The sequence below is a fragment of the Plantibacter sp. PA-3-X8 genome (assembly GCF_003856975.1).
GTDB lineage: Bacteria > Actinomycetota > Actinomycetes > Actinomycetales > Microbacteriaceae > Plantibacter > Plantibacter auratus.
Genome location: NZ_CP033107.1, coordinates 1783669 through 1807527 on the forward strand (window position 1 = coordinate 1783669; position 23859 = coordinate 1807527).

Consider the following 23859-nt stretch of genomic DNA (forward strand, 5'->3'; position numbering starts at 1 on the left):
TCAGGACACCAGCAGCAGTGCGCTGACGACCGTCCCCGTGAGCTCCATCACATTGCCGCTCTGCGTCAGGCTGACCGCCGGGTACGCGGTGAAGGGGCACGAGGAGACCACCCGGTTGGGTCCGAACTTGTTGTTCGTGACCGTGGCCGTCTGGCTCCACCCTTTGCGGGTCTGGAGCTTCACGGAGCAATGGCCTCCGTCGATCCAGTTCCCGTCGACGGTGAGCGTCACATCGTCCTGCTCCGCACCGCCGAGGATGGCGAAGTTCGTCGCGCCGCGGATGGTGTTCCCGATGATCCGGAGGTTCTTGCCGCGCAGGATCTGGATGTTGTCGTTGTGGGTCGACCCGCCGCCCTGCGCGGGGTCGTTCGCGTAGAACACGGTGTCCTCGAGGAGGGACTTCTCGACCAGGACGTTGTCACCGTGGATCTTGATCGAGTCGACGTTGCCGACGACGTGCACGCCGCGGGCGGTGAAGTCCCAGCCCTTGATGCCGTCGAAGTAGACCGACGGGAATTCGGCGATCACGTCGACCCGTTCGATGAGGAGGTTGTCGTACCCGTAGTTCGTGATGAGTCCGAGGGCGTACCCCCGTGCCTTGCCGCCGCGGACGATCGAGTTCTTGATCGTGACGTCCGGTGCCTTCACCGTGACGAAGCCGTGGATGTCGAGGCCCGAGATGACGGTGCCCGGTGTCGTGATCGTGAGGTCGCCGTCGTATCGGGTGAGCTTCGTCCCGGCCGGGACACCCGTCGTGCTCGCCGAGGGCTTCACCGGGTCTTTCGGCGGGGAACTCGGCTGACCTCCGGTCGGCGGAGCGGGTGACGGGGACGGATCCGGGGAGGGGACGGCCGACGGAGCGGGAGAGGGTGACGCGGATGGGGCTGGACTGGGCGATGCGCTCGGAGCCGGTGACGGCTGGCCGGGCGCGGGGTCGTCGTCCGGCGGGGTCGTGAGGGTCGGGGCGGGCGGCCGCACGACCGTCGAGGTCGAGGCGTTCGAGAACGGGACGGTCGCGCTGAGCGCCGCCGACGCGGACAGGTATCCCCAGAGGCGGACGACGCCGGGGGTCGAGATCCGTCGGGAGCTCGCATCGGCGATCGACTGCTGCCACCCGGGCTTCGCGGCACCGTCGGCCCACGCTCGAACGGCGATCCGCACCGGGTTGGTGCCGGCGACGACGCCCTCGATCCGGAGCTGCTGACCGGTCGACACCGCGAGGCTCGTCGAACCACTCGCCAGCGTGGTCTCGACGCCGCCGACGACGCGGACGATACCGACCGAGACCTCTCCGGCATCCTGGATGCGGACCTTGGCTCGATATCCCGATCCCGGATCGGTCGAACGCATCTGCACCGCGAGGTAGGTGGAGCGCTGCTCCGGCACGGTGAAGGACGCGGACGCCGTCACATTGCCGAGCACAGCCTCCGACACGGTGACCGCGGTCGAGTAGCCGGTCCGCAGGGCGAGTGACCCGTTCGTCGCGGCGTCGGCCGGCCCGGCCACGATCGTCGTCCCGACGAGGGCCAGGAGCCCTCCGGTCAGGACAGCCGCCCTGATCCGTGAGGATGACGGTGTCGCGAGCGACGCCCCGGTTCCGCCGTCAGCACCGGTGCGCCTGGCACCACTCCATCCACCCATGTGAATCCTCCGTCGGACAGCTGCTTCGGTTCGGCGGGATCCTCCCCCGATCGGGGGGTCCGTGCATCGCGAGTGTGCAATACCTTGCCCGAACCGAAACCCGCTTCGCAAGCCGGATCTGGTGGAGTCGGAGCTGATGACCCCCGAACCGTGGATGGCAGTTGCAGGGCGCCCGTCCGCTCGCGCTCGGCTGCAGGAGGGTGGCCTATAAGAGAGGAACGCCGACGACGATTCCACGCACGCAGGGCGGAGCTGTGCGCCCGTCATCGGCGTCGGAGAACCGGCGTGGAGAACGTCGGTGATGCCCCCCTCGGAACCGGCCGTGAACGTGCCCACGAATACGACGTCGGTCGTCGCCCGGAGGCGACGACCGACGTCGAGGGGGAGGGAGCGCCGCTACTCGGCGGACACCGGTGCCGCACCGAGGCGGTCCATGTCCCTGAACCACTTGACCGAGGCGAGCAGCAGGTGGCCGGCGTTCGCGACGAACATCAGCGTGTACGCGGCGAAGAAGAGCACGGGCGCGCCGATGAGCAGGAACACCAGGCACAGGAACCCGTAGTCCGTGGGGATCACGAGGAGCGAGCGGAGTGGTGAGCTCCTGCGCGCGTCCGCAGCGGGCTTGAAACCGTAGGCGGCCTTGAGCTGGTCGTTCAGGATCATCGCGAAGAACGACACCGCTGCGACGACCGTGTACCCCATCGGGATGAGGTAGAGCGCAGGATCCGTGAACTCGAAGTGACGGAACACCATGATGAGCACGGCGAGGTGCAGGGTCGAGATCTTCGTCGCATCGACGACGTGGTCGAGCCATTCGCCGCTGGCGGATCCGCCGCCGCGCAGACGCGCCACCTGTCCGTCAGCCGAGTCGAAGGCGTAGCCGATCGCCAGCGCGAGCCAGACGGCGATGCCGACCCACCACGCCGGCGGGAGGATGGCCAGCATCGCGATGCCTGAGAAGGTGAACACCGCGCTGATGGCCGTGACGATGTTCGGGGTGAGTCCGACCTTGTAGGCGCCGGCGGCCAGGTATCGGCCGGCTTTGCGGTTCACGTAGATCGAGTAGGCCGGGGCTCCGGCGGCGCGCTTCTTCTGCGCACCGGCCAGCCGGGCGACGATCTCGGTGTAGGACTCGGTGGTCGAACGGGTGTCGGCAGTGATTCGGGTCATGCCAATCCTCCGGTGCTCTCGGTGATGCGTGTCGGGTTGATGCCGCTGACCGGTTTCGGGTTCCAGTCGATGGGCAGGCGGGTGAAGCGTCCGGTGCCGTGAATCGTCGCGCCGTCCGCCAGACGGAGGGCGAGCGCCTCGTAGCCGTCGGCGATCGTGTCCCAGCGGTAGACATCCGCGGCGCGCACCTGCAGGGCTGCGCCGAGGGCGGCGGTGCCCGCCTCGTCCCCCTCCGCCTGCTCGACGAGGCGGGCGACCTCGTCGGCCGTCGCGAAGAACGAGCCGGCGCTGCCGACGACCTCGTGGTTGAACACGGAGTCGAAGCCGATCACGGCCGTACCGGCACCCATGGCGCGGAGGAGCGAGGGGTTGGTTCCACCGACCGAGTGGCCGTGGACGTAGGTGAGTGCGCCGGCGTACAGCTGGTCGAGGAGCTCCTGGTCCCAGACGCCGCCCAGCAGGTGCACCCGGGGGTCGCTCGCGGCAAGGGCGGCGATGCGCTCGCTGTGCTCGGCGCCGTACGGTGCCGAGCCGACGACCACCAGCGGGTGCCGCGCGGCACTGCGGATGAAGCCTTCGACGATCAGGTCGACGTGGTTCTCCGGTTCGAAGCGGGCGACCACGAGGTGGAATGCACCGGCCTCGACGCCGGCACCGGAGCCGAGCAGATCCGTCCGAGGCTGCTCGAGGATCTTGGCGCCGTAGGTGAGGAGTTCGGTCGGCACGCCGAACTGCTGCTCGTAGTAGTCGGCGATCCCCGCCGCGTCCGCGATGAGGGCGTCAGCGGTGCGCACGGACCGCTCCTCCGCCCACCGGTAGTAGCGCTTGCCGGAGCCGCTCCACTTGGCGCGCTTCCACTCGAGGCCGTCGACGTGTACGGCGGTCGGGACGCCCTTGGCACGGATGACGGGGACGAAGGGCGCATTCGCCGCGTTGAAGACGAAGGCGACGTCGTTGCGTCGGGTGACCGCCATGTGGAGGACGGACAGCGCGGTGTGGCTGAGGGTCTCCAAGACCTTCTTGCGGACCGCCGGCAGGTGCACGAGTCGCATCCCGAGGTGTTCGGCCGGTTGCTCGGCCGCGGTGCGGCGGCAGTAGACGGTGACCTCGTGGCCGCGCGCGGCGAGCCTGCTGCCGATCTCCTCGACGGCGGTCTCGAATCCGCCGTAGGCAGCCGGGACCCCTCGGGTCCCGACCATCGCGATGCGAAGCGTGCCGTCGGGACGTCGGCCGTGGGCGACGGTCTTGCGTCTCGGGTCGCTCATCGGGTGGACGCGGACGTTGTTCGCAGGAAGGACTGCACGATGCTGTACATGGCTGAGTTCGGGTCTCTCATGGTCGTTCGACCGGCGCACGGGTTTCGGGTCGGTGCGGCGGTACTGCTGCCCGGCGCCTCAGGCGCCGGCGTTCGGGTATCGGGTGCTCGGTCGGGAACCGGTGTACGTCGATGATGGTGCCGCTCACGAGCGTGCGAGCGAAGCGTCCGTCGTCGGGTGAGGACGGGACGGAGGCGCGGTCGGCTCGGGTAAGCGTCGCGTGACTCGTCGCAGCTTCGGGTGCATGCGCGCGAATGGCTTCATTGACCGGGTGGGGCTCGGCGGGTTCGGGTGCCGGGAGACCCACCAGTTCGCGGTGGTGAAGACGACTGTATCGAAGTGTTGTCCCCTCTGGAAGGGGATTTGTCCTCTTTTCGCAGGACACCCCTCGCTTTGGGGGCAACACCGACAGTGGTCGTGCATCAGTAGGCGCCGACCGGTTTCAGCACGACTTTGACGGTCTGCCACATGATCATCAGGTCGCCCGTGATGGACCAGTTCTCGACGTAGTAGAGGTCCAGGCGGACGCTCTCCTCCCACGTCAGGTCGGAACGCCCGGAGACCTGCCACATGCCCGTGAGGCCTGGCTTGATGTGCAGGCGGCGGTGGACGTCCTTCTCGTATTCGGCGACCTCGCTCGCGAGCGGTGGCCGCGGGCCGACGAGACTCATGTCGCCGGTCAGGATGTTCCACAGCTGCGGGAACTCGTCGAGGGAGTACTTGCGGAGGATGCGGCCGACGCGGGTGACCCGCGGGTCGTTCTTCATCTTGAAGAGTACGCCGTTGCCCTCGCTCTGCGCCATGAGGGCGGGGAGTGCCGCCTCGGCGTCGGTGACCATCGATCGGAACTTGAACATCGTGAACCGTTCGCCGTTCCGTCCCACGCGCTCCTGCCGGAACAGGACCGGGCCTGGGCTGTCCAGCTTGACCGCGAGGGCGATGAGGGCCAGCAGCGGCGAGATGAGCAGCATGCCGAGGCTCGTGAGGCCGACGTCGAGTGCGCGCTTCATGATGTGGTGACCGCCCTCGAACTGCGGGATCTCCACGTGGATGAGCGGCAACTCCTCGACGGGACGGAAGTGGATGCGGGGTCCGGCGACGTCGGTGAGCCGCGCGGCGAGCACCAGCTCGGTCGCGGTGCCCTCGAGGTCCCACCCGAGCCGGCGGATGTAGTCGCTGCCGCCGTCGACGGGTCCGGCGATGATGACCGCGTCGGCGGTGAGGTTCGCGGCGGCCTGGGCGACGCCGTCGACGTGGGCGATGACCGGTACGGATCGTCCGCGGCTCGAGAACGGCTCGGCGGTCTCCTCGTCGACGATCGCCGCACCGACGACGGTGTAGCTCATGCTGTGCTGCTTCGCGACCTGTTCGAGGACGTAGTCGACGTCGTCGCGCCGACCGACGACCACGGTCCGTGCCGTGTACTCACCGACGCGACGGCGGCTGAGCAACCATTTGCGCCACATCCACCGTGAGGCGAGGAGAGCCAGCGTCCCCGCGGGGAGCGCGAGGATGAAGTACCCGCGCGCGATGTCGATCTTCAGGATGAGGAAGGCGATCGCGAGGATGCCGAAGGCGAAGGCGCTGGCGTTGACCACGCGCTTGTACTCGGTGACACCGGAACCGATGATGCGGCTGTCCCGTGTCCTCGTGAACCCGAGGAAGGCCAGCCACACGACGACGATGACGGCGGAGAGCAGGACGTAGAGCTGTTGGCCCTCCGGGCCGACCGGGGCGTCACCGAATCGCACGACGAACGCGGCGGAGACGGCGAAGAGCGCGATCGCGCTGTCCGTGAGGACGACCCGACGACGGTATCGCTTCGACCACTCGCGCTGCGTCAGCGAGGCGACCGCGGCGGGGGAGGAGGCCGTACCGAGTGCGGCGGCACGACGCCGGTGCAGCCCGATGGGGCTCGCGATCGGACCGGTGATCGGGAACGCATGCTCGTTGATGTCGGTGCTCACGCGGTGGTCCACCGTTCCGAGGGGTGCGGGAGGGTGGCCGCGGTCCGGGTGTGCGGGCAGGGGCGTCGGAAGGTCCGACGGCGGTTCGGGTACGTCGTCATGAGGGCTGCTATCCACTTGTGGGTTCGGGTGTGGTGCTGGTGCGCGGTGCGCACGGGCGGTTCGGGCCGCCCGCGGAGAACGCGACGTCGCTCGTGTGCCCACGACCGACCGGTGATACCGGTCGAGATGAGCGTCCCCCTTGGATATCCCTCAACTGTAGGAAGCGGGGGTCATCGGCGGATCCCCCACTCCAGGGGGGTAACGGCCCCCAATTCTGGGGGTGAGGGCGATCCTGGACGCGTGATTCCGTCGTCATTCATCAAATTGGCCACGGACCTCGTCGGTCGCTCTCGTCGCCACCTGGTGGGGGACAGCACGGTCCGCCGACGTCACACCGGTGGTGGGTGGCGGCTCGGCCGTACGCTCAGCGACTACATTGGTGCCATGGATGGAGCGCGCGCGACCGATGGCGTGATCGCCGACGCCGCCCGCGATCCCATGGCCGATTGGCCCACCGGACGCCTCCTGTCCACGGCGTCACGACTGATCGAGCACACCTGGCAGCAGGCCCTGGACGGCATCGGGGTGACCCACGCCGGTCTCATCGTGCTGCACCTGCTCGACAGCGGCCCCGCCAGTCAGAAGGAGCTCGCCCGACGAGCCCGCGTCCAGAACCAGACGATGTCACGCACGCTCGACCGACTGGAGCGGGCCGGCCACATCGAGCGCATCGCCGCGGCCGACGACCGTCGTCGTCACGTGGTGAGCCGGACGCCGGCGGGCGATGAGGCCTGGCTGGCCGCGCATCGGCTCGAGGCCGACGTCTTCCCGGAACTACCCGACGAGTCGGCGTTGCGGTCCCAGCTGCTCGCGATCATCCGTTCGGGTGAGTCCGCCCGTTGGTCGCCCGAGGACGTCGAACCCGCCTGACCTGCCTGCCGGGCCGCCCTTCCCCGGTCACTGAGCGTGCCCCCGGTCACACTGAGCTCGCCCCCGGTCACTGAGCCTGTCGAAGTGCCCGGAGGAACCGTTGCGATGCGCAGGTGCCCACCCGGGGCTGTCCTTCGACGGGCTCAGGGACCGTTCCAGGTCCGGGTGCACCTCTCCCGGTCGCTGAGCTTGTCGAAGCGCCCACGAGGAACCTTCATGATGCGAGGGCGTCCGGCCGGGGCGGCACTTCGGGTGTCCGTTCAGGGGCACGCCCAGGCGCACCCGTGCCCCGTCCGGGGGGGATTCGAGCTGGTGCTCCGGGACGAGAGTGGCTAGTGTGATCAAAGTTTCTATTGTGACTGTTGTGACAGGATGACGGCCGCGACCCGCCGAGCTCGCCGTGATCGTGTCGTCGGACTGGAGAATGATGACCCCCGCACGAACGCCCGGTGCGCAGTACGGCCGCCGCCGTCCCTGGCTGGCGATGGCCCTCTCGGTCGGCGTCGTCACGGCGTCACTCACCGTCGGTGCCTTGCCCGCCCACGCGGACGACTATCCGAGCTGGGCCGATGTCGAAGCGGCCAAGTCGAGCGAGTCCGCGAAGGCCGCCGAGATCACGAACATCACCGCACTCATCACCTCGCTGCAGGAGCAGTCCGACGCCGCGTTCCGCACGGCGCAGATCGCCGCCGAGGCCTATCGTCAGGCGCAGGACGCCGTGACCGAGGCGACCGCCCGCGAGTCGGCGCTGCGCGAGCAGGCCGAGGCCGCTGCGGCCGCCGCCAAGGTCTCGAAGCAGCGCGCCGGAGCGCTCATCGCGCAGCTGTCGCGTGGCGGCGGTGGCGACGTCTCGCTCGACCTCGTCCTCGGCGCTGGGAAGTCCGACGACCTGCTGTCCCGGCTGTCGGTCATGGACAAGCTGGGCGAACGGAACGCCGCTAGCTACGCCGAGGCGGTGACCGACCGCAACGCGGCGAGCGGCCTGACCGACCAGGCGGAGGTGGCGAAGACGGAACGCGAACGTCTCGAGGGCGAAGCACAGACGAAGTACGACGAGGCGGAGAGCGCCTCGGCGGCGGCATCCGCAGCGGTTGCAGCCCAGGAGCAGCAGGCCGACCAGCTCTACGCGCAGCTCGCCTCCCTGAAGAACACCACTGCCGAGACCGAGCGCGGGTACGCGGCCGGTGAGTCCGCTCGCCAGGCAGCGGAAGCGGCGGCAGCAGCGGCTGCTGCTGCCGCGGCCAACACCCCTCCTGCTTCGTCCGGCGGTTCGTCCGGCGGCGGTGGATCGAGTGGCGGCGGCGGCGCGTCCAGCGGTGGCGGCGGCGGCTCGGTCGCACCTCCGGACTCCGCCGGCGTCGAGTCGGCGATCGCCTTCGCGCTCGCCCAGGTCGGCAAGGGCTACCAGCTCGGCGGTTCCGGGCCGAACGTCTGGGACTGCTCGGGCCTCACCCGCGCGGCCTACGGGAGCGGCATCGGGACGCACTCGGCGACGAACCAGTACTACACGATGCAGTCGCAGGGACGCCTCGTGCCCTACAGCCAGAAGCAGCGGGGCGACCTCATCTTCTGGTCGAGCGGCTACGACTACTACCACGTCGCCATCTACCTCGGGAACGGCCAGATCGTCGAAGCGGCCAACGAGCGGGCCGGCACCCGGGTCGGCGGCATCTGGGGATCCGGCGACGTCGCACCCTACGTCGGTCGCCCGACGGGTTGATCCCATGAGCTCCGCCGAGGTCGACGCCTACCTCGCCTCCCTCACGCACCAGCTGAAGCCGGCGGTCGTGCGGCTGCGCGAGGCGATCATGGCCTCGGACGAGGGCATGTCGGAGCACCTCAAGTGGAAGGCGCCGAGCTTCGTCTACGACGGCGAGGACCGCGTCACCTTCGCTCTGCACCCGGCGAACCGCATCCGGATCATCCTGCACCGGGGCGCGCATCAGCGGGACGACAGCGACGCCTTCCGGTTCGACGACCCCTCCGGACTGGTGGTGTGGGCGGCACCCGACCGCGGTGTCGTCACCTTCTCCAGCATCGAAGCGGCGGCGGATGCCGAGCCCGCCCTGCTCGAACTCATCGGGCGCTGGGTGCGGGCCTGACACCCGTCGACGAGCGCGGGAGCACGCGGTCGGCGAGCCGTCGTATGATCGACTGCCGAGCGGGCGACAGCGCACCGACGGACCGGCGGTGAAGGAGGCCTCGTGCGCAGTGCCGTGCTCGGCCTCGTGCTGCTCGTCATCGGGACGATCGCGATCCTCACCGGTGTCCTCCCCGCCCCGGAGGCCCTCGGCATCGCCGACCGCGTCTGGCCGATCCTCCTGTTCGTCGTCGCGATCACCGTCGTCGCCGAACTCGCTGCGGACGCCGGCCTGTTCACCCTCGTCGCCTCGCGGCTCGTGCGCTGGGGCCGGGGGAGCACCTGGTTGCTCTGGCTGCTCGTCGTCGCGCTGGCCACGCTCAGCACCGTCTTCCTCTCGCTCGACACCACGGCCGTCCTCCTGACGCCGGTCGTCATCACGCTCGCGAGGCACGCCGGGCTGTCGCCGGTGCCGTTCGCCCTGACCACCGTCTGGCTGGCATGCACGGCGTCGCTGCTGCTGCCGGTGTCGAACCTCACCAACCTCCTCGCGGAGCACGCGATCGACGAGGCCGCCACGGCCTCGGGTGGCGGTCCGCTCGGCCCTGGCGGATTCGCAGCGCTCATGGTCGTCCCCGCGATCATCGCGGTCGTGGTCCCGTGCGTGGTCCTCGCGATCGTGTACCGCCGTCAGCTCGCCGGTGCCTACACGGTGGACGTGGAGGCGCAGGACGACGACCGGGTGCTGCTGTGGACGTCCGGGCTCGTCGTGCTCGTGCTCCTGCCGCTGCTGGTGTCCGGCATCCCGGTGTGGATGTCGGCGCTCGGTGCGGCGGTGATCCTCGTGGTCGTCTTCCTCATCCGGCGTCCCGGGGCGCTCCGTCCGGCCCTCGTTCCGTGGCAGCTCGTCCTGCTCGCCTCAGGACTGTTCCTCGTGGTGGAGGCGGCTCACGCCCTCGGGCTCGCGCGGGCGCTCGCGTCCATCGCGGGGACCGGCGACTCGCTCCTGGCGCTCCTGCAGCTGGCGGGGGTCGGCATGGCGAGCGCCAACCTCGTCGACAACCTCCCGGCGTACCTGGCCCTCGAGCCGGTGGCCGGCGACCCCGTGCGCTTCGCGGCACTGCTCATCGGCGTGAACGCGGGCGCGCTCATCACCCCGTGGGCGGCGCTCGCGACGCTGCTCTGGCACGCGCGGCTCACCGCGGCGGACGTCGAGTTCGGTTGGGGCCGGTTCATCGCGCTCGGCTTCGTGGTCGCCCCGCTGACGGTCGCCCTCGCCACCGTCGGGCTCTGGCTGGCCCACGGTGCCGGCGCGATGCTCCCGTGACTTCCCACGCCGCCCTCAATGCTCGTGGCGTGCGTCCGCCGCCCGACGCCGCTCCAACAGCTCCGTGACGATCCGGTCGATGAGCTCGAAGGGGATCGGCCGGCTGAACGGGAACTGCAGCGTGTCCTTCGCGGCCCGGTAGTCGGCGACGGCGTTCTGGAGGGGGCCGTCGAACGGCGGGATCGAGTACAGGGCGATGTGGTGCTTCCAGGCGCCGAGGTAGAGCAGGTAGCGGTCGTCGAGCATGAACGTCGGCATGCCGTAGCGGATGGCCTCGGTGACTCCAGGCACGATGCGGTGGACGCGGAGTCGGATCTCCTCGATGGCGTCCGCGGCGTCGGTGGGTTGCGCGGCGAGGTAGTCGTCGATCGTTGTGGGTGCACCCGGCATGTCTCTCCTCGTCGGAACGGAGACGGCACGGGAGCCCCTGCCCCCGTGCCGTCATCGTCCCATGTCCGCGTCTCGCGCAACAGTGGTGGTTCTACCGCTTCGCGAGGGCGCGGCGTACGTCCTCCTGGACGAGGTCGGCGTTCATGATCGCACCTGCCATCGATCCGGCGGCCGCCGCCTGCAGGACCTGGGTACGCAGGTTGGTGACGTCTCCGGCCGCCCAGACACCCGGCACCGAGGTGGCGCCCAGTTCGTCGACGCCGATCGCGTCCCCGAACTCGGCCCCACGCGGGTGCGGTCGCGTGTGGAGCCCGAGACCGGTGAACGCCTCGGCGCGCACTCGGTTGACCGGGGCGACGGCCAGCGCCTCGACGGGGACGGTGCGGCCGTCGTCCAGTCGCACGCCGACGAGCCGGTCGTCGGCGATCTCGAGCCGCTCCACGACGCCGTCGACCACCTCGATGCCCCGCGCCGCGAATGCCGCCTCCTGCTCCGCCGTGAAGGCGCCCGCGGTGTTGCGGAGCACGACGACCCGGTCGCTCAGCTGCCGGAACAGCTGCGCCTGATGGGCTGCGGCCTCCGCGTTCGTGCCGAGGACACCGATCACGCGGTCCTGGACCTCCCAGCCGTGGCAGTAGGGGCAGTGGAGGGCGTCGCGGCCGAACCGCTCCCAGAGGCCGGGGATGGACGGGAGCTCGTCGGCGGTGCCGGTGGCGATGAGGAGGCGGCGACCTCGGACGATCGCGCCGTCCGCCGTCGTCAGGGTGAATCCGTCATCGTCACGCCTCGCATCGACGACCTGACCGTCGACGACGCGGACGCCGTACGACGCCACCTCCGCGCGGCCGAGGCGCAGGAGCTCGCGAGGCGGGGTGCCCTCGCGGGACAGGAAACCGTGGACGCCGTCGGCGGGCGCGTTCCGGGGCTCGCCGCCGTCGACGACGATCACGGACCGTCGTGATCGTCCGAGCATGATGGCTGCGCTGAGCCCGGCGGCGCCCCCGCCGACGATGACGGCGTCGACGAGGTCGGTGGTGGGTGCTGGGGTGACGGGGGTGCTCATGGATCGTTCCGTTCGGTCGACGTGCTGGGAGGTGTCCAGGGTGCGCCCAGCGGTGCCGAAGTGGCAAGAACACTTGCCGAAGCGGCAACGTACGAGCGAGAATCGACCCATGGCGCATGCACACGACGAGCAACGGTCCATCGACGGCGTCCTGGATGCCGTCGGGCCGAGGCTGCGAGCCATCCGGCAGCATCGCGGCACCACCCTCGCCGCCCTGTCGGCTGAGACGGGCATCTCGGTCTCCACCCTCTCCCGGCTCGAGTCGGGCCAGCGCCGACCGAACCTCGAGCTGCTCCTGCCGCTCGCCAAAGCGCACCAGGTGCCTCTGGACGACCTCGTCGGCGCTCCGCAGACGGGTGATCCCCGCGTCCACCTGAAGCCCGTCCAGCGGTACGGCCAGACGATCGTGCCGCTGACGCGTCGATCGGGCGGCCTCCACGCGTTCAAGAGCATCATCCACGGCGGCGACGGCCCGCAGACGCCCGAGACGCAGAAGGTCCACGAGGGCTACGAATGGCTCTACGTCCTCAACGGCCGGTTGCGGCTTCTCCTCGGCGACCAGGACATCGTCCTCACCGCGGGTGAGGTCGCCGAGTTCGACACCCGCGTCCCGCACTGGTTCGGCCGGGCTGAGGCCGCAGCGGTGGAGTTCCTCAGCCTGTTCGGCAAGCAGGGCGAACGGATGCACGTCCGCGCGACGTCGACGAGGAGGAGCGCATGATCGGACACGATGACGAGGAGGGTGCCCGCCCACCCGAGGACGGCCGGCCGTTCGCGGAGCAGGTCCTCGAACGCCGCGGGTTCGCGTTCACGGCAGCCCTGTTCGTGATGCTCGGAGGGCTCGTCGTGCCGTTCGTCGGCTGGGTGGCCGGCATGGTCATGCTGTGGCGGTCGCGCGCCTGGACGACCAAGCAGAAGGTCTGGGCCACTGGCGGACCGATCCTCGCGAGCGCCGCGGTGCTGCTCGTCCTGGCCCTCCTGACCGCGAACGGGAAGTCGACGGACGCCGGCGTCGGTGGCTCGCCGGTGATCCCCGTCGTCTACGACCTCGGGTCGACGGCCGTCGTGCTGCTACTGATCGGGTATGCGGCGGCGGGTGCCTGGTTGCTCTGGCTCGCGCTCCGGACCGTGGGCCGGCGCGCCTGATTCGCGGTCGTCGCTCAGGTGGACCGGGCAGCATGGGGAGATGCCCGACTCCTCGCGATTCCGCCGCCCCCTGCCCGTCCAGCCCGGACCCGGTGAGGAGTCCGTCTGGGAGTACCCGCGTCCGCCGCGGGTCGAGCCGCGCGACGAGCGCGTCGTGATCCGGTTCGGCGGCACGGTCATCGCGGAGTCGACGGCCGCGGTCCGGGTCCTGGAGACGAGCCACCCGCCGGTGTACTACGTCCCGGCGGCGGACTTCTCGCCGGGGGTCCTGGTGCCGGTCGACGGGACGACCATGTGCGAGTTCAAGGGCGAGGCCCACTACCTCGACGTGCGGGTGGGCGACGCGGTCGCCGGTGCCGCCGCGTGGACCTACCCCGATCCGCGTCCGGGATACGCGCCGCTGTTCGGCATGATCGCCGTCTATCCGGGACGCATGGACGCCTGCGAGGTCGACGGCGTGCCGGTGCAGGCGCAGGAGGGCGACTTCTACGGCGGATGGATCACGCCGGGCATCGTCGGGCCGTTCAAGGGCGCCCCGGGCACGCGCGGCTGGTAGCAGACGCCGCAGCCTTACACCCGCTCCTCCTCCGCGCGCAACGCCCTGGGGCACCACGCACCGACATGCCACGCTGAGCGCCAAGCGCCGTCGACGACGAGGCGCGCAGGAGGCGGTCGAAGCCATGGACGTGTTCGATGAAGCAGCGGACCCGGGTTGGTCCCTCCTCCGTGTCGTCCCGCTGTTCGGCCTCGCCGTCAGCGTCGGAGCGGTCGCCGGAGCGGCCCTCGCGGCCGGTGCAGAGCTCTTCGGGACGGTCGGGACCGTCTCGGTGCATCCGGCCGATCTCGGCGGGATCGCCGTCCTCGTCGGTGGACTCGTCGGAGGGATGCTCGCCGCCGTCGGGGCGGTCGGTGCGCTGCTGGCGCTCGGCATCCTCGACCACTGGGGCGAGCGGGGCCCGGTCCACCGGGCCTGGATCGCCGGTGGTGGTGCGGCCTTCCTCGTCCTGATCGTCGGCGGCCTCATCGCCGCACCCATCGGACTCGCCTCGACGATCGGGGTCGTCGTGTTCGCGGTGCTCGCCGCCGGGGTGGCGGCCGGCGGTGGGCTCTACGCCTTCGAACGGGCGCTGGCGCGTCGTCGATCCGGGTGGGCCGGCCTCAGCCGGTAGCGCGGACGGTCAGCCGGCGAGCTGTTGAAGGCGCGCCCGGTGCCAGTCGGTCTGCGTGAGGGCCGAGACGCGGAGGAGACCGGTCAGCGCGTCCCATCCGGCCGACCAGCCGATGCGGGAGGCGATGGTCCACACGCTCGCGTCGGGGTCGTCCGCGAGGACGGAGCGCACCTCGTCGGCTCGCCGCAGATGGTGCGCGGACAGCTCATCGCAGCGGTCCGCGAGTCCCGTGAACCGGAAGCCGTGTCCGGGGACCACCTGATCGCCGTCGTATCCGCGGACGCGGTCGAGTGATGACAGGTAGGCCGTCACCGGATTCTCCGAGGTGCGCGCGCCGAGCCCGAGCCCCGAGAAGATCGTCGGCAGCACGTGGTCGCCCGTGAACAGGTAGCCGCGGTCCTCATCGCGCAGGGTGAGGTGGCCCGTCGTATGGCCGGGGGTGTGCAGGACCCTGATCGAGCGACCGGGGAGCGTCAGCAGCTCGCCGTCCTCGAGCGTCCGGTCCGCACGGGTGTCGCCGAGGTGCCCGGCGGGTGCCGTCGCACCAGTGGCCCAGGGGCGCACGGTCGTGTCGTCGGCCGGGACGCCCCACTCGTCCAACGCCGCAGCGAGGTCGGCCGGGCCCGGTGGCGTCGAGCCCGCCGCCTCGTCTTCGAGACGGTGCATGAGGACGGGTGCGGCGAGCTCGTCGCGGAGGGCGCCGGCGAGGCCGAGGTGGTCGGGGTGCAGGTGGGTCACGACGACGCCCGTGAGCGTCGTCACCCCGATGCCGCGGAGCTCCCGCAACAGGTGCTCGCGGCCCTCGGGGGTGTCGGTTCCGGGGTCGACGACGATCGCGCGACCGTCGGTGCCGAAGAGGACCGAGCAGAGGGTGAAGGGATTGCCGGGGTCGCCGGTCGGGACGGCGATGACGACCGTGTCGGCGTCGAGGTGCTCCGTCGCAGGGATCCGGCCGTCGCGGAAGGCGGCAGCCTGGGACTCGCTCGATGAGGTGATCATGGTGCTGCTCCGGGTGGTGTCGGGGGACGGACCAACCCTAGTCGTGGGGCCCGTCGGGTTCAGTACGATGGGTGCATGACCGTCAACGACATCCTCATCGGCGTGATCGCCTTCATCACCGTCTTCGGCGGCATCGGCCTGGTCGGGGCGCTCGTCGCCATGGCCAAGTCGGGCTACCACGGCTGATCCTCCCCGCAGGAGGCTCGGCCGGTTCCGCGGCGGCTCAGCGGGCGACGGCCTCGTCCGTGGCCCGTTGGACGGCTGCGAGCGCTGCCGCGACGGCCGAACGCTGCAGTGAGCCCTTCCGCGCCGTCGCGACGATCTTCCGCTCGCTCATCCCGGCGATGGGCTTCCGCACGACGTCCGTCCGCGAGCCGATCGCGATGTCCGGGAGCACGGCGATCGACAGCCCGGCGGCCACGTGGTCGATGACGACCTCGTAACTCGTGAACCGTCCGGCCACCCTCGGCTCGAACCCCGCGCGACGACAGATCAGCGGGACGAGTTCGCCGAGGTAGGTGCCCGGTGCGTCGAGGGCCCAGGACTCCGTCTGCAGCTCGCTGAAGGTGACCTGATCCTGCGCGGCCAGTCGGTGGTCGAGCGGCGCGATGAGCAGGAGCGGGTCGGTGGTGAGCGGCACGCTGTGCACTGAGGGGTCGAGGAGGAACCCGTCCTCCTGATCGACGGTGATCACGACGTCGCAGCTGCCCCGCTGGACGGCGGTGGTGCTCTCGTGCGGTTCGACCTCGATGAGTTCGACCTCGAGGCGCGGGTACTGCCGCGCGAGGGAGCGCGCGGCCGGGATGAGGATCGGGGCGATGACGCTCGCGAACCCGGCGATGCGGAACCGACCGGACGGCTCGGACTCGACCTCGGCCAGTTCGACCTCGATGGCGTCCATCTGCGCGAGCAGGGCCCGAGCGCGCTCGACGAGCAGCGCACCCGTCGGCGTCAGGGTGAGCGTCCGGCCGCGTCGTTCCAGGAGCGCGGCGCCGGTCTCGGCCTCGAGCACGGAGAGCTGCTGCGAGACGGTCGAGGGGCTGAGGTCGAGCTCACGGCCGACGGCGCGGATCGTACCGAGGCGGTCGAACGCCTCGAGCAGTCGCAGTCGCACGGGGTTCAGGGCCATGCTGCAACAGTATCGAGCGCGCCAGGGCGCCCTCCACACGGGTGGCAGTCCGATCCGGGTCCCGTGGCTCCCGGCGGGTGCCGACCGTCGCCGTCCTGGTCACTCCCAGACGAGCTCTTCCGGCAGATGGCCGGGCTCGGCGAGTCGGGCGTTCCGGAGCACCGCACCGTCGGGGCCGAGCGAGAGCGCCGTCACCGAGAGCGAGGCGAGACGCAGGCCGTCGTGGTCGTCGATGCGGACGATCGCCTCGTCGGCATCGGCGCGCACGGTCGTCGTGGAGCGCAACGTGCGCAACCACGGCTCCCAGGACGCGGCCGTCGCACCGTCCAACGGCCCGATGGGCGACGGGACGTCGAGGAAGGCCGGCCGCCACCGGTGGACCCGTGGGACGTCGAGGTGGTCGGGGCCCTCGTGCGTCACGAGGTGGAGACCGGGTTCGACGTCGATGGACCGGGGTGAGGTGCCGTCCCAGCTCGTGACGGTGACGCGGTCAGGACGCAGCTCCACGAGGTTCCAGGACCTGGCGCTGCGGGCGTCGTCCGGGTCGACGCCGGTCGTGACGGCTTCCAGCGGCAGCACGCCCCGCGAGGTCCACCCGGCGGCGGGCATGTCGAGGTCCTCGCGTCGGTTGAGGACCACCGCCGCCCGGGGGCCGCCCGGGGCGCCGTCGTTCGTCGCCAGCCACGCGCCGCCCGCTTCGCGGTCGTGGATGCCGCGGACGCTGTCACCGAGTCCGGGCCACCACGCGCCTGGTGGGTCCCAGGCACGCCCCGGCTGTTCGTCTCGCAGCCCGAGCACGGCGATCGGCCACGCGCGCCCCGGCTCGAAGTCGATGATCACGGTGCACACGCTGGTTCCTCCTCGGCCGGCCGGACTAGGACAGACTAGACGAGGACCCGGCGCGGGAGCGCCGGAAGCGAGGAGGCGGCATGGGCGTGCAGGACGCATCGCGGGAGGCGGCGGGGCGCACGGTCGTCGTCGGGATCACGGGCGGGATCGCCGCGTACAAGGCGGTCGGCGTCGTCCGCGGGTTCGTGCTCGCGGGATTCGACGTCCACGTGGTGCCGACTGAGAGCGCACTCCGGTTCGTCGGCCTGCCGACCCTCGAGGCGATCAGCCGGAACCCCGTCACGACCTCGCTGTACGACGGCGTCGCCGAAGTCCGGCACGTCGCCCTCGGGCAGCGCGCGGAGCTCATCGTCGTGGCGCCGACGACGGCCAACACCCTCGCGAAACTCGCGGCGGGACTCTCCGACGACCTCCTCGGCACCACCATCCTGGCCAGCCGGGCGCCGGTCCTGCTGGCGCCGGCGATGCACACCGAGATGTGGCAGCACCCGGCGACGACCGCGAACGTCGCCCTCCTGCGATCGCGCGGGGTGGCCGTCATCGGGCCGGCGCACGGCGCGCTGACCGGCGGCGACACGGGGGCGGGACGCATGAGCGAACCCGACGACATCGTGGCCGCCGGCTTGGCGCTGCTCGCCGGACGCAGCGGTGGAGCGGACGCGCACCCGGACGATTTCCGCGCCGAGCGCGTCGTCGTCTCGGCCGGCGGCACCCGGGAGCCGCTCGACCCGGTGCGGTTCCTCGGGAACCGGTCGAGCGGTCGGCAGGGGCTCGCCATCGCGCAGGCCGCCGCCGAGCGCGGAGCCGAGGTCGTGCTCGTCGCGGCGCACCTGGACTCCGACGTCGCGGCCGAAGCGGATGCGGTCGACGGTCTGCGGGTCGTCCCGGTCGGCACCGCAGCGGAACTCGCAGCGGCCATGGAAGACGTGGCGGCCCACGCGACGCTCGTGGTCATGGCGGCCGCTGTGGCGGACTACCGCGCCGCCGAGATCGCCGAACGGAAGATCAAGAAGGACGACACCGGCGACGAGCTCACCCTGCGACTCGTCCGCAACCCCGACGTGCTCGCCGGACTCGCCGCGGCCCGGGTGCCGGGACGGATGGTCGTCGGGTTCGCCGCGGAGACCGCCACCGACCGCGAGGAGTTGCTGGCCCTCGGCCGGGCCAAGGCGGTACGCAAGGGCGCCGACCTCCTCGTGCTCAATCGCGTGGGGTGGACGAACGGCTTCGGCACGCCCGACAACGAGGTCGTCGTGATCGACGGTGCCGGCGAGGTGGTCGGTGAGGCGACCGGATCGAAGCGCAGCATCGCCGACCGGCTCCTCGACATCATGCTCGCCCACCGGGCGGAGCCGGTTCGTTCCCAGGCGGGCGAGCCTCCCCCCGAACAGGGCTGACCACTGCCACGATGGCACCATGCCACGCCTCCGTCCCGCGCGCCGTCGCGCCTCCATCGCCGCGGCCCTCGCCGGAGTCATCGTCCTCTCGATGGGTCTCGCACAGCCGGCCGCAGCTACGGAGTACCCCAGCTGGGAGGACGTCGAGGCGGCCCGCTCGAGCGAATCCTCGAAGCAGTCGACCATCGGTCAGATCGAAGGGCTCGTCCAGCAGCTGAAGACCGCTGCGGCGCTCGCCGAAGCCGAGGCCGTCCTCCGTGCCGACGAGTACGAGGCCGCTCAGCTGGCCGTCGACGAGGCGAGCTACCGTGCCGTCTCGCTCCACGAGCAGGCCGTCGCCGCGACGACCGCGGCGCAGGCCTCCAAACGCCAGGCCGGCGCGCTCGTCGCCGCGTGGTTGCGGTCGGGGAACGTCGACCTCAGTACCGCCGCATTCCTCGACGGCCAGGAGCCGGAGTCGCTCCTCGGGCGCTTGAGCACGATCACGAAGCTCAGCGAGTCCACGGACGGCACCTACGACCGGGCGAGGACCGATGCGAACACGGCGTCGCTCCTCACCGAGCAGGCGACCATCGCCGAGGCTGCCCTCGGCGAGCTCGCCGCGGCGGCCGAGACCGCCCTCGGGGACGCGGTCGCAGCCCGTGCCGACGCCGAGACCGCCGTGTCCGAGCAGCAGGAGTACCTCGCGACGCTCGAGGCCCAGCTCGTGGTCCTCAAGGAGAACCGCGCAGCCACCGAGGCCGACTACCGCAAGGGCGAGGAAGTGAAGGCGGCTGCGGCCGCTGCTGCTGCAGCCGCGGCGGCTGCGGCTGAGGCTGCACGGGCGGCTGCCGAGGCCGCTGCGAACGCCGGCGGTGGCGGAGGTGGCGGCGGCGGTGGCGGCGGTGCCTCGGGTGCCGTCGGGAGCCAGGGGTGGGCCCTGCCGATCTCCGGCCGGATCACCGACAACTACGGACCGCGACCCGGTCGCCCCGTGCCCGGCGTCAACCCGTTCCACTCGGGCACCGACATCGGAGCGGGTTGCGGGCGAGCGGTCTACGCCGCGAACGCCGGCACGGTCGTCTACGCCGGCTGGCTCGGCACCTACGGCAACTGGGTCCTCGTCGACCACGGTGGCGGCGTCATGACCGGGTACGCGCACAACAGCAGCATCCTCGTCGGCGAGGGGCAGTGGGTGTCCGCCGGTCAGAACATCTCGCTCGTCGGGACGACGGGTGCCTCGACCGGATGCCACGTGCACTTCGAGGTCAGGATCGGCGGCTCGCGCGTCGATGCCGTCCCGTTCATGGCTGACCGGGGCATCCGCCTGGGCTGAGCGGCGACGGACACCGGGGCGTCAGAGTCCGAGTCGCTCGAGCTCGGCATCCATCCGCCGAGCCATCTCCGCGTACCCCTCGTCGTTCGGGTGGAGGCCGTCTGCGGCCATCCACTCTGGGTGCCCCTCGATCCAGTGCGACGCCCCGGGGATGGTGTCGGCGTCGATCTCCTGCGCGGCGTCGTCCACCCAGCCGATGATCGTCTCGATCGACTGCGGACGCTCGTCGGTGTACCAGAACGGTTCGACGACGATGAAGCGGGCCTCCGGGAGCGCGTCGCGGAGGCGCTGCAGGTCCGTCGTGATCTGCTCGTGGATCCGGTCGGCGGCATCGTCGAAGCTGAACGCGTCGTTGAGCCCCATCGTGACGAAGACGATGTCGGGCTGCTCGGCGATGATGAGGGAGGGCAGGTCGCCGCTGCCGTCGCCGAAGCGGTCGCGGTGGTTCACGAACCCGAGGCCGTTGACGCTGGGGTTGAACTCCCGCCAGCCGCGTTCCTCGCTGACGACGGTGGACCAGCGGTTGGCCGGGTCGCTCGCTCCGGTGCCGAGGGTGTACGAATCGCCGTAGAACGCGACGAGCGGTCCGTCGCCCGGGGCGCCGCCGGTCCCCGAGCCGGGGGACGCGCAGGCGGTGAGGCCAGTGGCGAGGGCGAGCAGGGTGACGGCGGCGAGCAGTCGTGATCTCATAGGGATGCTTCGGAGCGGTGGGCGTCGCGGAGGGTCGAAGCGCCGGTCGGCCGCCGACGACCCGAAGCGCGAATGCGGTTACAGCTAGGTCGTGTCAACGCGAATACGTGCACTAGCCTGACTCCATGCCGCAGATCCGTATCCGAGACGCCGCCCTGTTCCTCGGGGTCAGCGACGACACCGTCCGTCGCTGGATCGACCAGGGCGCACTCGTCAGCGCGAAGGACGACGCAGGCCGTGGCGTCGTCGACGGCCTGTCGCTCGCTCAACTGGCCAGGCAGAACGCCGTCCTCCCCGTCGACCCCTCGGAGATCGGACGCTCGGCACGCAACCGCTTCGTCGGCATCGTCACCGACATCACGATGGACACGGTCATGGCGCAGGTGGAACTGCAGTGCGGCCCGCATCGCGTGGTGTCGCTCATGAGCAGTGAGGCCGTGCGTGAACTCGGCCTCGAACTCGGCTCCACGGCCATCGCCGTCGTGAAGGCCACGACGGTCCTCATCGAGACCCCGAAGGCGAGCTCATGAACCGCACCGCACCCCGTCGGTCCTTCCGACTGTTCAGCGCACTTGCCCTCGGCACCGGCGTCTTGCTCGCAGCCTCCGCGTGCGCCGCCCCCGCCGCGACGCCGACACCCACCGCCTCAACCGCGGTGGCCGAGCTCAGCGGCTCGATCACGGTCTACGCGGCGGCTTCGCTCAAGACGACCTTCACCGCGCTCGCGGAGGACTTCGAGGAGGCGCACCCCGGTACGACGGTCGAGCTGACCTTCGCCGGATCCTCCGACCTCGTCACGCAGCTCACGAACGGTGCTCCCGGCGACGTGTTCGCGTCCGCAGACGAGAAGAACATGGCGAAGCTGACCGATGCCGACCTCGTCGAGGGCGACCCGGTCGACTTCGCGACCAACGTCCTGCAGATCGCCGTGCCCCCGTCGAACCCCGCCGGCGTGGAGACCTTCGCCGATCTCGCCCGTCCGGGCGTCAAGACGGTCGTGTGCGCGCCGCAGGTCCCCTGTGGAGCGGCCACCGTCGCCGTCGAGGACGCCTCGGGTGTCGCGCTGAGCCCGGTCAGCGAGGAGTCGTCGGTGACCGACGTCCTCGGCAAGGTGACCTCGGGCGAGGCCGACGCCGGGCTCGTCTACGTGACCGACGTCATCGCGGCCGGCGACGCCGTGCGGGGTATCACCTTCCCCGAGTCGTCGAAGGCCGTCAACACCTACCCGATCGCGCCGCTCGCAGGGAGCGCGAACCCCACGGTCGCGGCGGCCTTTGCGGCCTACGTCGTGAGCGCCGAGGGACAGCGGGTGCTCGCCAAAGCCGGCTTCGGCGCACCGTGACCCCGTGAGAGGACTCGGCTCGGGGGTGCCCCGCTGGATCGTCGTCGTTGCCATGGTCGGCGCGGCGTTCGTCCTGCTGCCGCTCGTCGCGATCGTCCTGCGGGTGGACTGGGCGGACTTCGGTGCGCTCGTCAGCTCGGAGTCGTCGGTCGCGGCGCTCGGGCTGAGTCTGCGGACGTCGTCACTCGCGACGGCCCTCTGCATCGTGTTCGGCGTGCCGCTCGCCCTCGTCCTCGCGCGCACCCGGTTCCCGGGGCAGCGTCTGCTGCGGTCGCTCGTCCTCCTCCCGCTCGTGCTCCCGCCCGTCGTCGGCGGGATCGCCCTGCTCTACACCTTCGGCCGGCTCGGCCTGCTCGGACCGGCACTCGCGGACGCCGGGATCGACATCGCGTTCTCCACGACCGCCGTCGTCCTCGCCCAGACCTTCGTCGCCCTGCCGTTCCTCGTGCTGAGCCTGGAGGGGGCGATCCGCACGACCGGCTCGCGGTACGAAGCCGTCGCCGCGACACTCGGTGCTCGTCCCACCACCGTCTTCCGCACCGTCACGCTGCCGCTCCTCGCGCCCGCCGTCGTGTCGGGCGCGATCCTCTCGTTCGCGCGGGCCCTCGGCGAGTTCGGGGCGACCCTCACCTTCGCGGGCAGCCTCCAGGGGGTCACCCGGACGCTGCCGCTCGAGATCTACCTGCAGCGCGAGACGGATCCCGACGCCGCTGTCGCACTGTCGCTCGTCCTCGTCGTCGTGGCCGTGCTCGTCGTCGGCGTCGCTGGGGCGCAGGGGTCGATCCGCCGTGGACGGACCGTCGCCGGAGTGGTTCGATGACCGGGGCGGCCCTGGCGTTCCGAGCGACGCTGCGTGAACGCGACTGGGAGCTCGCCGTGGACCTCGCCGCGGGGGAGACCGTCGCCGTGCTCGGCCCCAACGGCGCCGGCAAGTCGACGCTGCTCGCGGTCCTCGCCGGGCTCCTGCGTCCGGACACCGGTCACGCGACCCTCGCCGGTCGCGAGCTGTTCGCGGTCGGTGGATCGGCTCGGGACCAGTGGTCGCCGCCGCATCGGCGGGGGATCTCGCCCCTGGCCCAGGAAGCAATGCTCTTCCCCCACCGCTCCGTGCTCGACAACGTCGCCTACGGCCCGCTGGTCGCCGGTGCGTCACGCGGCGAGGCTCGGGACATCGCCCGACGACGGCTCGCGGAGGTCGAGGCGTCCGAGCTCGAGGGGCGCCGTCCTGCCGAGTTGTCCGGCGGCCAGGCGCAGCGGGTGGCGCTCGCCCGCGCGCTGGCCCCGGACCCGGCCCTGCTCCTCCTCGACGAACCGATGGCCGCGCTCGATGCGACGGTCGCCCCGCACCTCCGCCGCATGCTCCGCGACCAGTTGCGTGGGCGGACGACCGTGCTCGTGACGCACGAGGTGCTCGACGCGTACACACTCGCGGACCGGGTGATCGTCCTGGACGCCGGGCGCGTCGTCGAGCAGGGGCCGACGGCGGAGGTGCTCGAGCGGCCGCGGACGGCGTTCACCGCGGACCTCGCGGGACTCGAACTGCTGACGGGCGTCCGCACGGCACGCGGGCTCCGTCTGCCGGACGGAACGGATGTCGAGGTCGACTCCTCCGCGGAGGCCGACCCGATCCCGGCCGGGGTCGCCGTCGCCTGCGCGTTCCGACCGTCCCGCGTCGAGGTCCGCGAGGCTGACGGCTCTGGCGGCCCGAGTGCGTCAGGCGCCGTCCGCGCGACGATCACCGACGTCGAACCCCGCGGCGACGTCGTCCGGGTCCGCTCGGCGCTCATCACCGCCGACGTCGCCGTGCAGCAGCTCGCGGCCGCGGGCTGGTCGACGGGGGACGTCGTCGACTTCGTGGTCGACCCGCGGGCAGCCGTCCTCTACCCGCGCTGAGGCG

General features: G+C 71.2%; 24 protein-coding genes. 14 read left to right on the top strand and 10 right to left on the bottom strand.

What is annotated here, in order from left to right:
* From EAO79_RS08505 to EAO79_RS08520, 4 genes are all read right to left on the bottom strand, one after another.
* Positions 1-1641, bottom strand: coding sequence for a hypothetical protein (locus EAO79_RS08505; RefSeq protein ID WP_124768716.1), 1641 nt, complete (start codon positions 1639-1641; stop codon positions 1-3).
* 396 nt (positions 1642-2037) lie between these two features.
* Entirely contained in the window at positions 2038-2811 is a 774-nt protein-coding gene (locus tag EAO79_RS08510; protein WP_124768717.1) for a CDP-alcohol phosphatidyltransferase family protein, read from the bottom strand.
* Complete coding sequence (locus EAO79_RS08515) at positions 2808-4076, bottom strand: glycosyltransferase (protein ID WP_124768718.1); 1269 nt, start codon at positions 4074-4076, stop codon at positions 2808-2810. Before EAO79_RS08515 ends, EAO79_RS08510 begins: the two co-directional genes overlap by 4 nt.
* Before the next feature lie 473 nt (positions 4077-4549).
* Positions 4550-6094 carry a sugar transferase gene (locus EAO79_RS08520; protein ID WP_241161022.1) on the bottom strand — a complete coding sequence of 515 codons (1545 nt, stop codon included), beginning with the start codon at positions 6092-6094 and terminating at the stop codon, positions 4550-4552.
* A 486-nt stretch (positions 6095-6580) separates the two neighbouring features.
* On the opposite strand from EAO79_RS08520, the gene EAO79_RS08525 reads away from it, so the two are divergent.
* The 4 genes from EAO79_RS08525 (at position 6581) to EAO79_RS08540 (ending at position 10473) form a co-directional block, all read left to right on the top strand.
* Positions 6581-7066 carry a MarR family winged helix-turn-helix transcriptional regulator gene (locus tag EAO79_RS08525; protein WP_197977384.1) on the top strand — a complete coding sequence of 162 codons (486 nt, stop codon included), beginning with the start codon at positions 6581-6583 and terminating at the stop codon, positions 7064-7066.
* Between the two features lie 427 nt (positions 7067-7493).
* Positions 7494-8786 (top strand): C40 family peptidase, encoded by a 1293-nt coding sequence (locus tag EAO79_RS08530; RefSeq protein ID WP_241161023.1) that lies wholly within the window; start codon positions 7494-7496, stop codon positions 8784-8786.
* Between the two features lie 4 nt (positions 8787-8790).
* Positions 8791-9168: a DUF1801 domain-containing protein gene (locus EAO79_RS08535; protein WP_124768719.1), complete on the top strand. Its 378-nt coding sequence runs from the start codon at positions 8791-8793 to the stop codon at positions 9166-9168.
* A 102-nt stretch (positions 9169-9270) separates the two neighbouring features.
* Complete coding sequence (locus EAO79_RS08540; RefSeq protein ID WP_124768720.1) at positions 9271-10473, top strand: SLC13 family permease; 1203 nt, start codon at positions 9271-9273, stop codon at positions 10471-10473.
* Between the two features lie 15 nt (positions 10474-10488).
* Here the strand turns inward: EAO79_RS08540 and EAO79_RS08545 are convergent, their stop codons facing one another.
* Both EAO79_RS08545 and EAO79_RS08550 read right to left on the bottom strand, forming a co-directional pair.
* Positions 10489-10863 (bottom strand): iron chaperone, encoded by a 375-nt coding sequence (locus EAO79_RS08545; protein WP_124768721.1) that lies wholly within the window; start codon positions 10861-10863, stop codon positions 10489-10491.
* Between the two features lie 91 nt (positions 10864-10954).
* Positions 10955-11926 (bottom strand): NAD(P)/FAD-dependent oxidoreductase, encoded by a 972-nt coding sequence (locus tag EAO79_RS08550; RefSeq protein WP_124768722.1) that lies wholly within the window; start codon positions 11924-11926, stop codon positions 10955-10957.
* A gap of 109 nt (positions 11927-12035) precedes the next feature.
* Here EAO79_RS08550 and EAO79_RS08555 point away from each other — a divergent pair, with 109 nt between their 5' ends.
* The 4 genes from EAO79_RS08555 (at position 12036) to EAO79_RS08570 (ending at position 14241) form a co-directional block, all read left to right on the top strand.
* Entirely contained in the window at positions 12036-12647 is a 612-nt protein-coding gene (locus EAO79_RS08555; protein ID WP_079705135.1) for a helix-turn-helix transcriptional regulator, read from the top strand.
* On the top strand, positions 12644-13072 hold the full coding sequence (locus tag EAO79_RS08560) for a hypothetical protein (protein WP_124768723.1): 429 nt from the start codon (positions 12644-12646) through the stop codon (positions 13070-13072). The genes EAO79_RS08555 and EAO79_RS08560 overlap by 4 nt, the downstream gene beginning before the upstream one ends.
* Positions 13073-13112: 40 nt before the next feature.
* Positions 13113-13628 (top strand): DUF427 domain-containing protein, encoded by a 516-nt coding sequence (locus tag EAO79_RS08565; protein ID WP_079705137.1) that lies wholly within the window; start codon positions 13113-13115, stop codon positions 13626-13628.
* A gap of 124 nt (positions 13629-13752) precedes the next feature.
* On the top strand, positions 13753-14241 hold the full coding sequence (locus EAO79_RS08570; protein ID WP_079705138.1) for a hypothetical protein: 489 nt from the start codon (positions 13753-13755) through the stop codon (positions 14239-14241).
* A 9-nt stretch (positions 14242-14250) separates the two neighbouring features.
* On the opposite strand, the gene EAO79_RS08575 is transcribed toward EAO79_RS08570, so the two are convergent.
* The 3 genes from EAO79_RS08575 to EAO79_RS08585 form a co-directional block, all read right to left on the bottom strand.
* Positions 14251-15240, bottom strand: a complete 990-nt coding sequence (locus tag EAO79_RS08575; protein ID WP_079705139.1) for an MBL fold metallo-hydrolase — start codon at positions 15238-15240, stop codon at positions 14251-14253.
* Between the two features lie 223 nt (positions 15241-15463).
* Positions 15464-16369 (bottom strand): LysR family transcriptional regulator, encoded by a 906-nt coding sequence (locus EAO79_RS08580; protein WP_124768724.1) that lies wholly within the window; start codon positions 16367-16369, stop codon positions 15464-15466.
* 99 nt (positions 16370-16468) lie between these two features.
* Entirely contained in the window at positions 16469-17218 is a 750-nt protein-coding gene (locus EAO79_RS08585; RefSeq protein ID WP_164486923.1) for an NRDE family protein, read from the bottom strand.
* Between the two features lie 80 nt (positions 17219-17298).
* Between EAO79_RS08585 and coaBC the strand changes: the two genes are divergently transcribed.
* A complete protein-coding gene (coaBC, locus tag EAO79_RS08590; protein ID WP_124768726.1) occupies positions 17299-18615 on the top strand; it encodes a bifunctional phosphopantothenoylcysteine decarboxylase/phosphopantothenate--cysteine ligase CoaBC in 1317 nt (438 codons plus the stop codon).
* 19 nt (positions 18616-18634) lie between these two features.
* On the top strand, positions 18635-19930 hold the full coding sequence (locus tag EAO79_RS08595; protein WP_124768727.1) for a M23 family metallopeptidase: 1296 nt from the start codon (positions 18635-18637) through the stop codon (positions 19928-19930).
* 21 nt (positions 19931-19951) lie between these two features.
* On the opposite strand, the gene EAO79_RS08600 is transcribed toward EAO79_RS08595, so the two are convergent.
* On the bottom strand, positions 19952-20620 hold the full coding sequence (locus EAO79_RS08600; RefSeq protein ID WP_124768728.1) for an SGNH/GDSL hydrolase family protein: 669 nt from the start codon (positions 20618-20620) through the stop codon (positions 19952-19954).
* A 125-nt stretch (positions 20621-20745) separates the two neighbouring features.
* Here EAO79_RS08600 and EAO79_RS08605 point away from each other — a divergent pair, with 125 nt between their 5' ends.
* From EAO79_RS08605 to EAO79_RS08620, 4 genes are read left to right on the top strand one after another with little or no spacing between them, the layout of a single operon-like run.
* Entirely contained in the window at positions 20746-21150 is a 405-nt protein-coding gene (locus EAO79_RS08605; RefSeq protein ID WP_079705145.1) for a molybdopterin-binding protein, read from the top strand.
* Positions 21147-21962 carry a molybdate ABC transporter substrate-binding protein gene (modA, locus tag EAO79_RS08610; RefSeq protein ID WP_124768729.1) on the top strand — a complete coding sequence of 272 codons (816 nt, stop codon included), beginning with the start codon at positions 21147-21149 and terminating at the stop codon, positions 21960-21962. Before EAO79_RS08605 ends, modA begins: the two co-directional genes overlap by 4 nt.
* A gap of 52 nt (positions 21963-22014) precedes the next feature.
* On the top strand, positions 22015-22782 hold the full coding sequence (locus EAO79_RS08615; RefSeq protein WP_124770124.1) for an ABC transporter permease: 768 nt from the start codon (positions 22015-22017) through the stop codon (positions 22780-22782).
* Entirely contained in the window at positions 22779-23855 is a 1077-nt protein-coding gene (locus tag EAO79_RS08620) for a sulfate/molybdate ABC transporter ATP-binding protein (RefSeq protein ID WP_124768730.1), read from the top strand. The genes EAO79_RS08615 and EAO79_RS08620 overlap by 4 nt, the downstream gene beginning before the upstream one ends.
* Positions 23856-23859: the final 4 nt, after the last annotated feature.

What these genes read in the sequence shown, in the direction of transcription:
- EAO79_RS08505 (WP_124768716.1), bottom strand. Translation starts at nt 1,641, where the DNA reads ATGGGTGGATGGAGTGGTGCCAGGCGCACCGGTGCTGACGGCGGAACC.
- EAO79_RS08510 (WP_124768717.1), bottom strand. Translation starts at nt 2,811, where the DNA reads ATGACCCGAATCACTGCCGACACCCGTTCGACCACCGAGTCCTACACC.
- EAO79_RS08515 (WP_124768718.1), bottom strand. Translation starts at nt 4,076, where the DNA reads ATGAGCGACCCGAGACGCAAGACCGTCGCCCACGGCCGACGTCCCGAC.
- EAO79_RS08525 (WP_197977384.1), top strand. Translation starts at nt 6,581, where the DNA reads ATGGATGGAGCGCGCGCGACCGATGGCGTGATCGCCGACGCCGCCCGC.
- EAO79_RS08530 (WP_241161023.1), top strand. Translation starts at nt 7,494, where the DNA reads ATGACCCCCGCACGAACGCCCGGTGCGCAGTACGGCCGCCGCCGTCCC.
- EAO79_RS08535 (WP_124768719.1), top strand. Translation starts at nt 8,791, where the DNA reads ATGAGCTCCGCCGAGGTCGACGCCTACCTCGCCTCCCTCACGCACCAG.
- EAO79_RS08545 (WP_124768721.1), bottom strand. Translation starts at nt 10,863, where the DNA reads ATGCCGGGTGCACCCACAACGATCGACGACTACCTCGCCGCGCAACCC.
- EAO79_RS08550 (WP_124768722.1), bottom strand. Translation starts at nt 11,926, where the DNA reads ATGAGCACCCCCGTCACCCCAGCACCCACCACCGACCTCGTCGACGCC.
- EAO79_RS08555 (WP_079705135.1), top strand. Translation starts at nt 12,036, where the DNA reads ATGGCGCATGCACACGACGAGCAACGGTCCATCGACGGCGTCCTGGAT.
- EAO79_RS08560 (WP_124768723.1), top strand. Translation starts at nt 12,644, where the DNA reads ATGATCGGACACGATGACGAGGAGGGTGCCCGCCCACCCGAGGACGGC.
- EAO79_RS08565 (WP_079705137.1), top strand. Translation starts at nt 13,113, where the DNA reads ATGCCCGACTCCTCGCGATTCCGCCGCCCCCTGCCCGTCCAGCCCGGA.
- EAO79_RS08570 (WP_079705138.1), top strand. Translation starts at nt 13,753, where the DNA reads ATGGACGTGTTCGATGAAGCAGCGGACCCGGGTTGGTCCCTCCTCCGT.
- EAO79_RS08575 (WP_079705139.1), bottom strand. Translation starts at nt 15,240, where the DNA reads ATGATCACCTCATCGAGCGAGTCCCAGGCTGCCGCCTTCCGCGACGGC.
- EAO79_RS08580 (WP_124768724.1), bottom strand. Translation starts at nt 16,369, where the DNA reads ATGGCCCTGAACCCCGTGCGACTGCGACTGCTCGAGGCGTTCGACCGC.
- coaBC (WP_124768726.1), top strand. Translation starts at nt 17,299, where the DNA reads ATGGGCGTGCAGGACGCATCGCGGGAGGCGGCGGGGCGCACGGTCGTC.
- EAO79_RS08595 (WP_124768727.1), top strand. Translation starts at nt 18,635, where the DNA reads ATGCCACGCCTCCGTCCCGCGCGCCGTCGCGCCTCCATCGCCGCGGCC.
- EAO79_RS08600 (WP_124768728.1), bottom strand. Translation starts at nt 20,620, where the DNA reads ATGAGATCACGACTGCTCGCCGCCGTCACCCTGCTCGCCCTCGCCACT.
- EAO79_RS08605 (WP_079705145.1), top strand. Translation starts at nt 20,746, where the DNA reads ATGCCGCAGATCCGTATCCGAGACGCCGCCCTGTTCCTCGGGGTCAGC.
- modA (WP_124768729.1), top strand. Translation starts at nt 21,147, where the DNA reads ATGAACCGCACCGCACCCCGTCGGTCCTTCCGACTGTTCAGCGCACTT.
- EAO79_RS08615 (WP_124770124.1), top strand. Translation starts at nt 22,015, where the DNA reads ATGGTCGGCGCGGCGTTCGTCCTGCTGCCGCTCGTCGCGATCGTCCTG.
- EAO79_RS08620 (WP_124768730.1), top strand. Translation starts at nt 22,779, where the DNA reads ATGACCGGGGCGGCCCTGGCGTTCCGAGCGACGCTGCGTGAACGCGAC.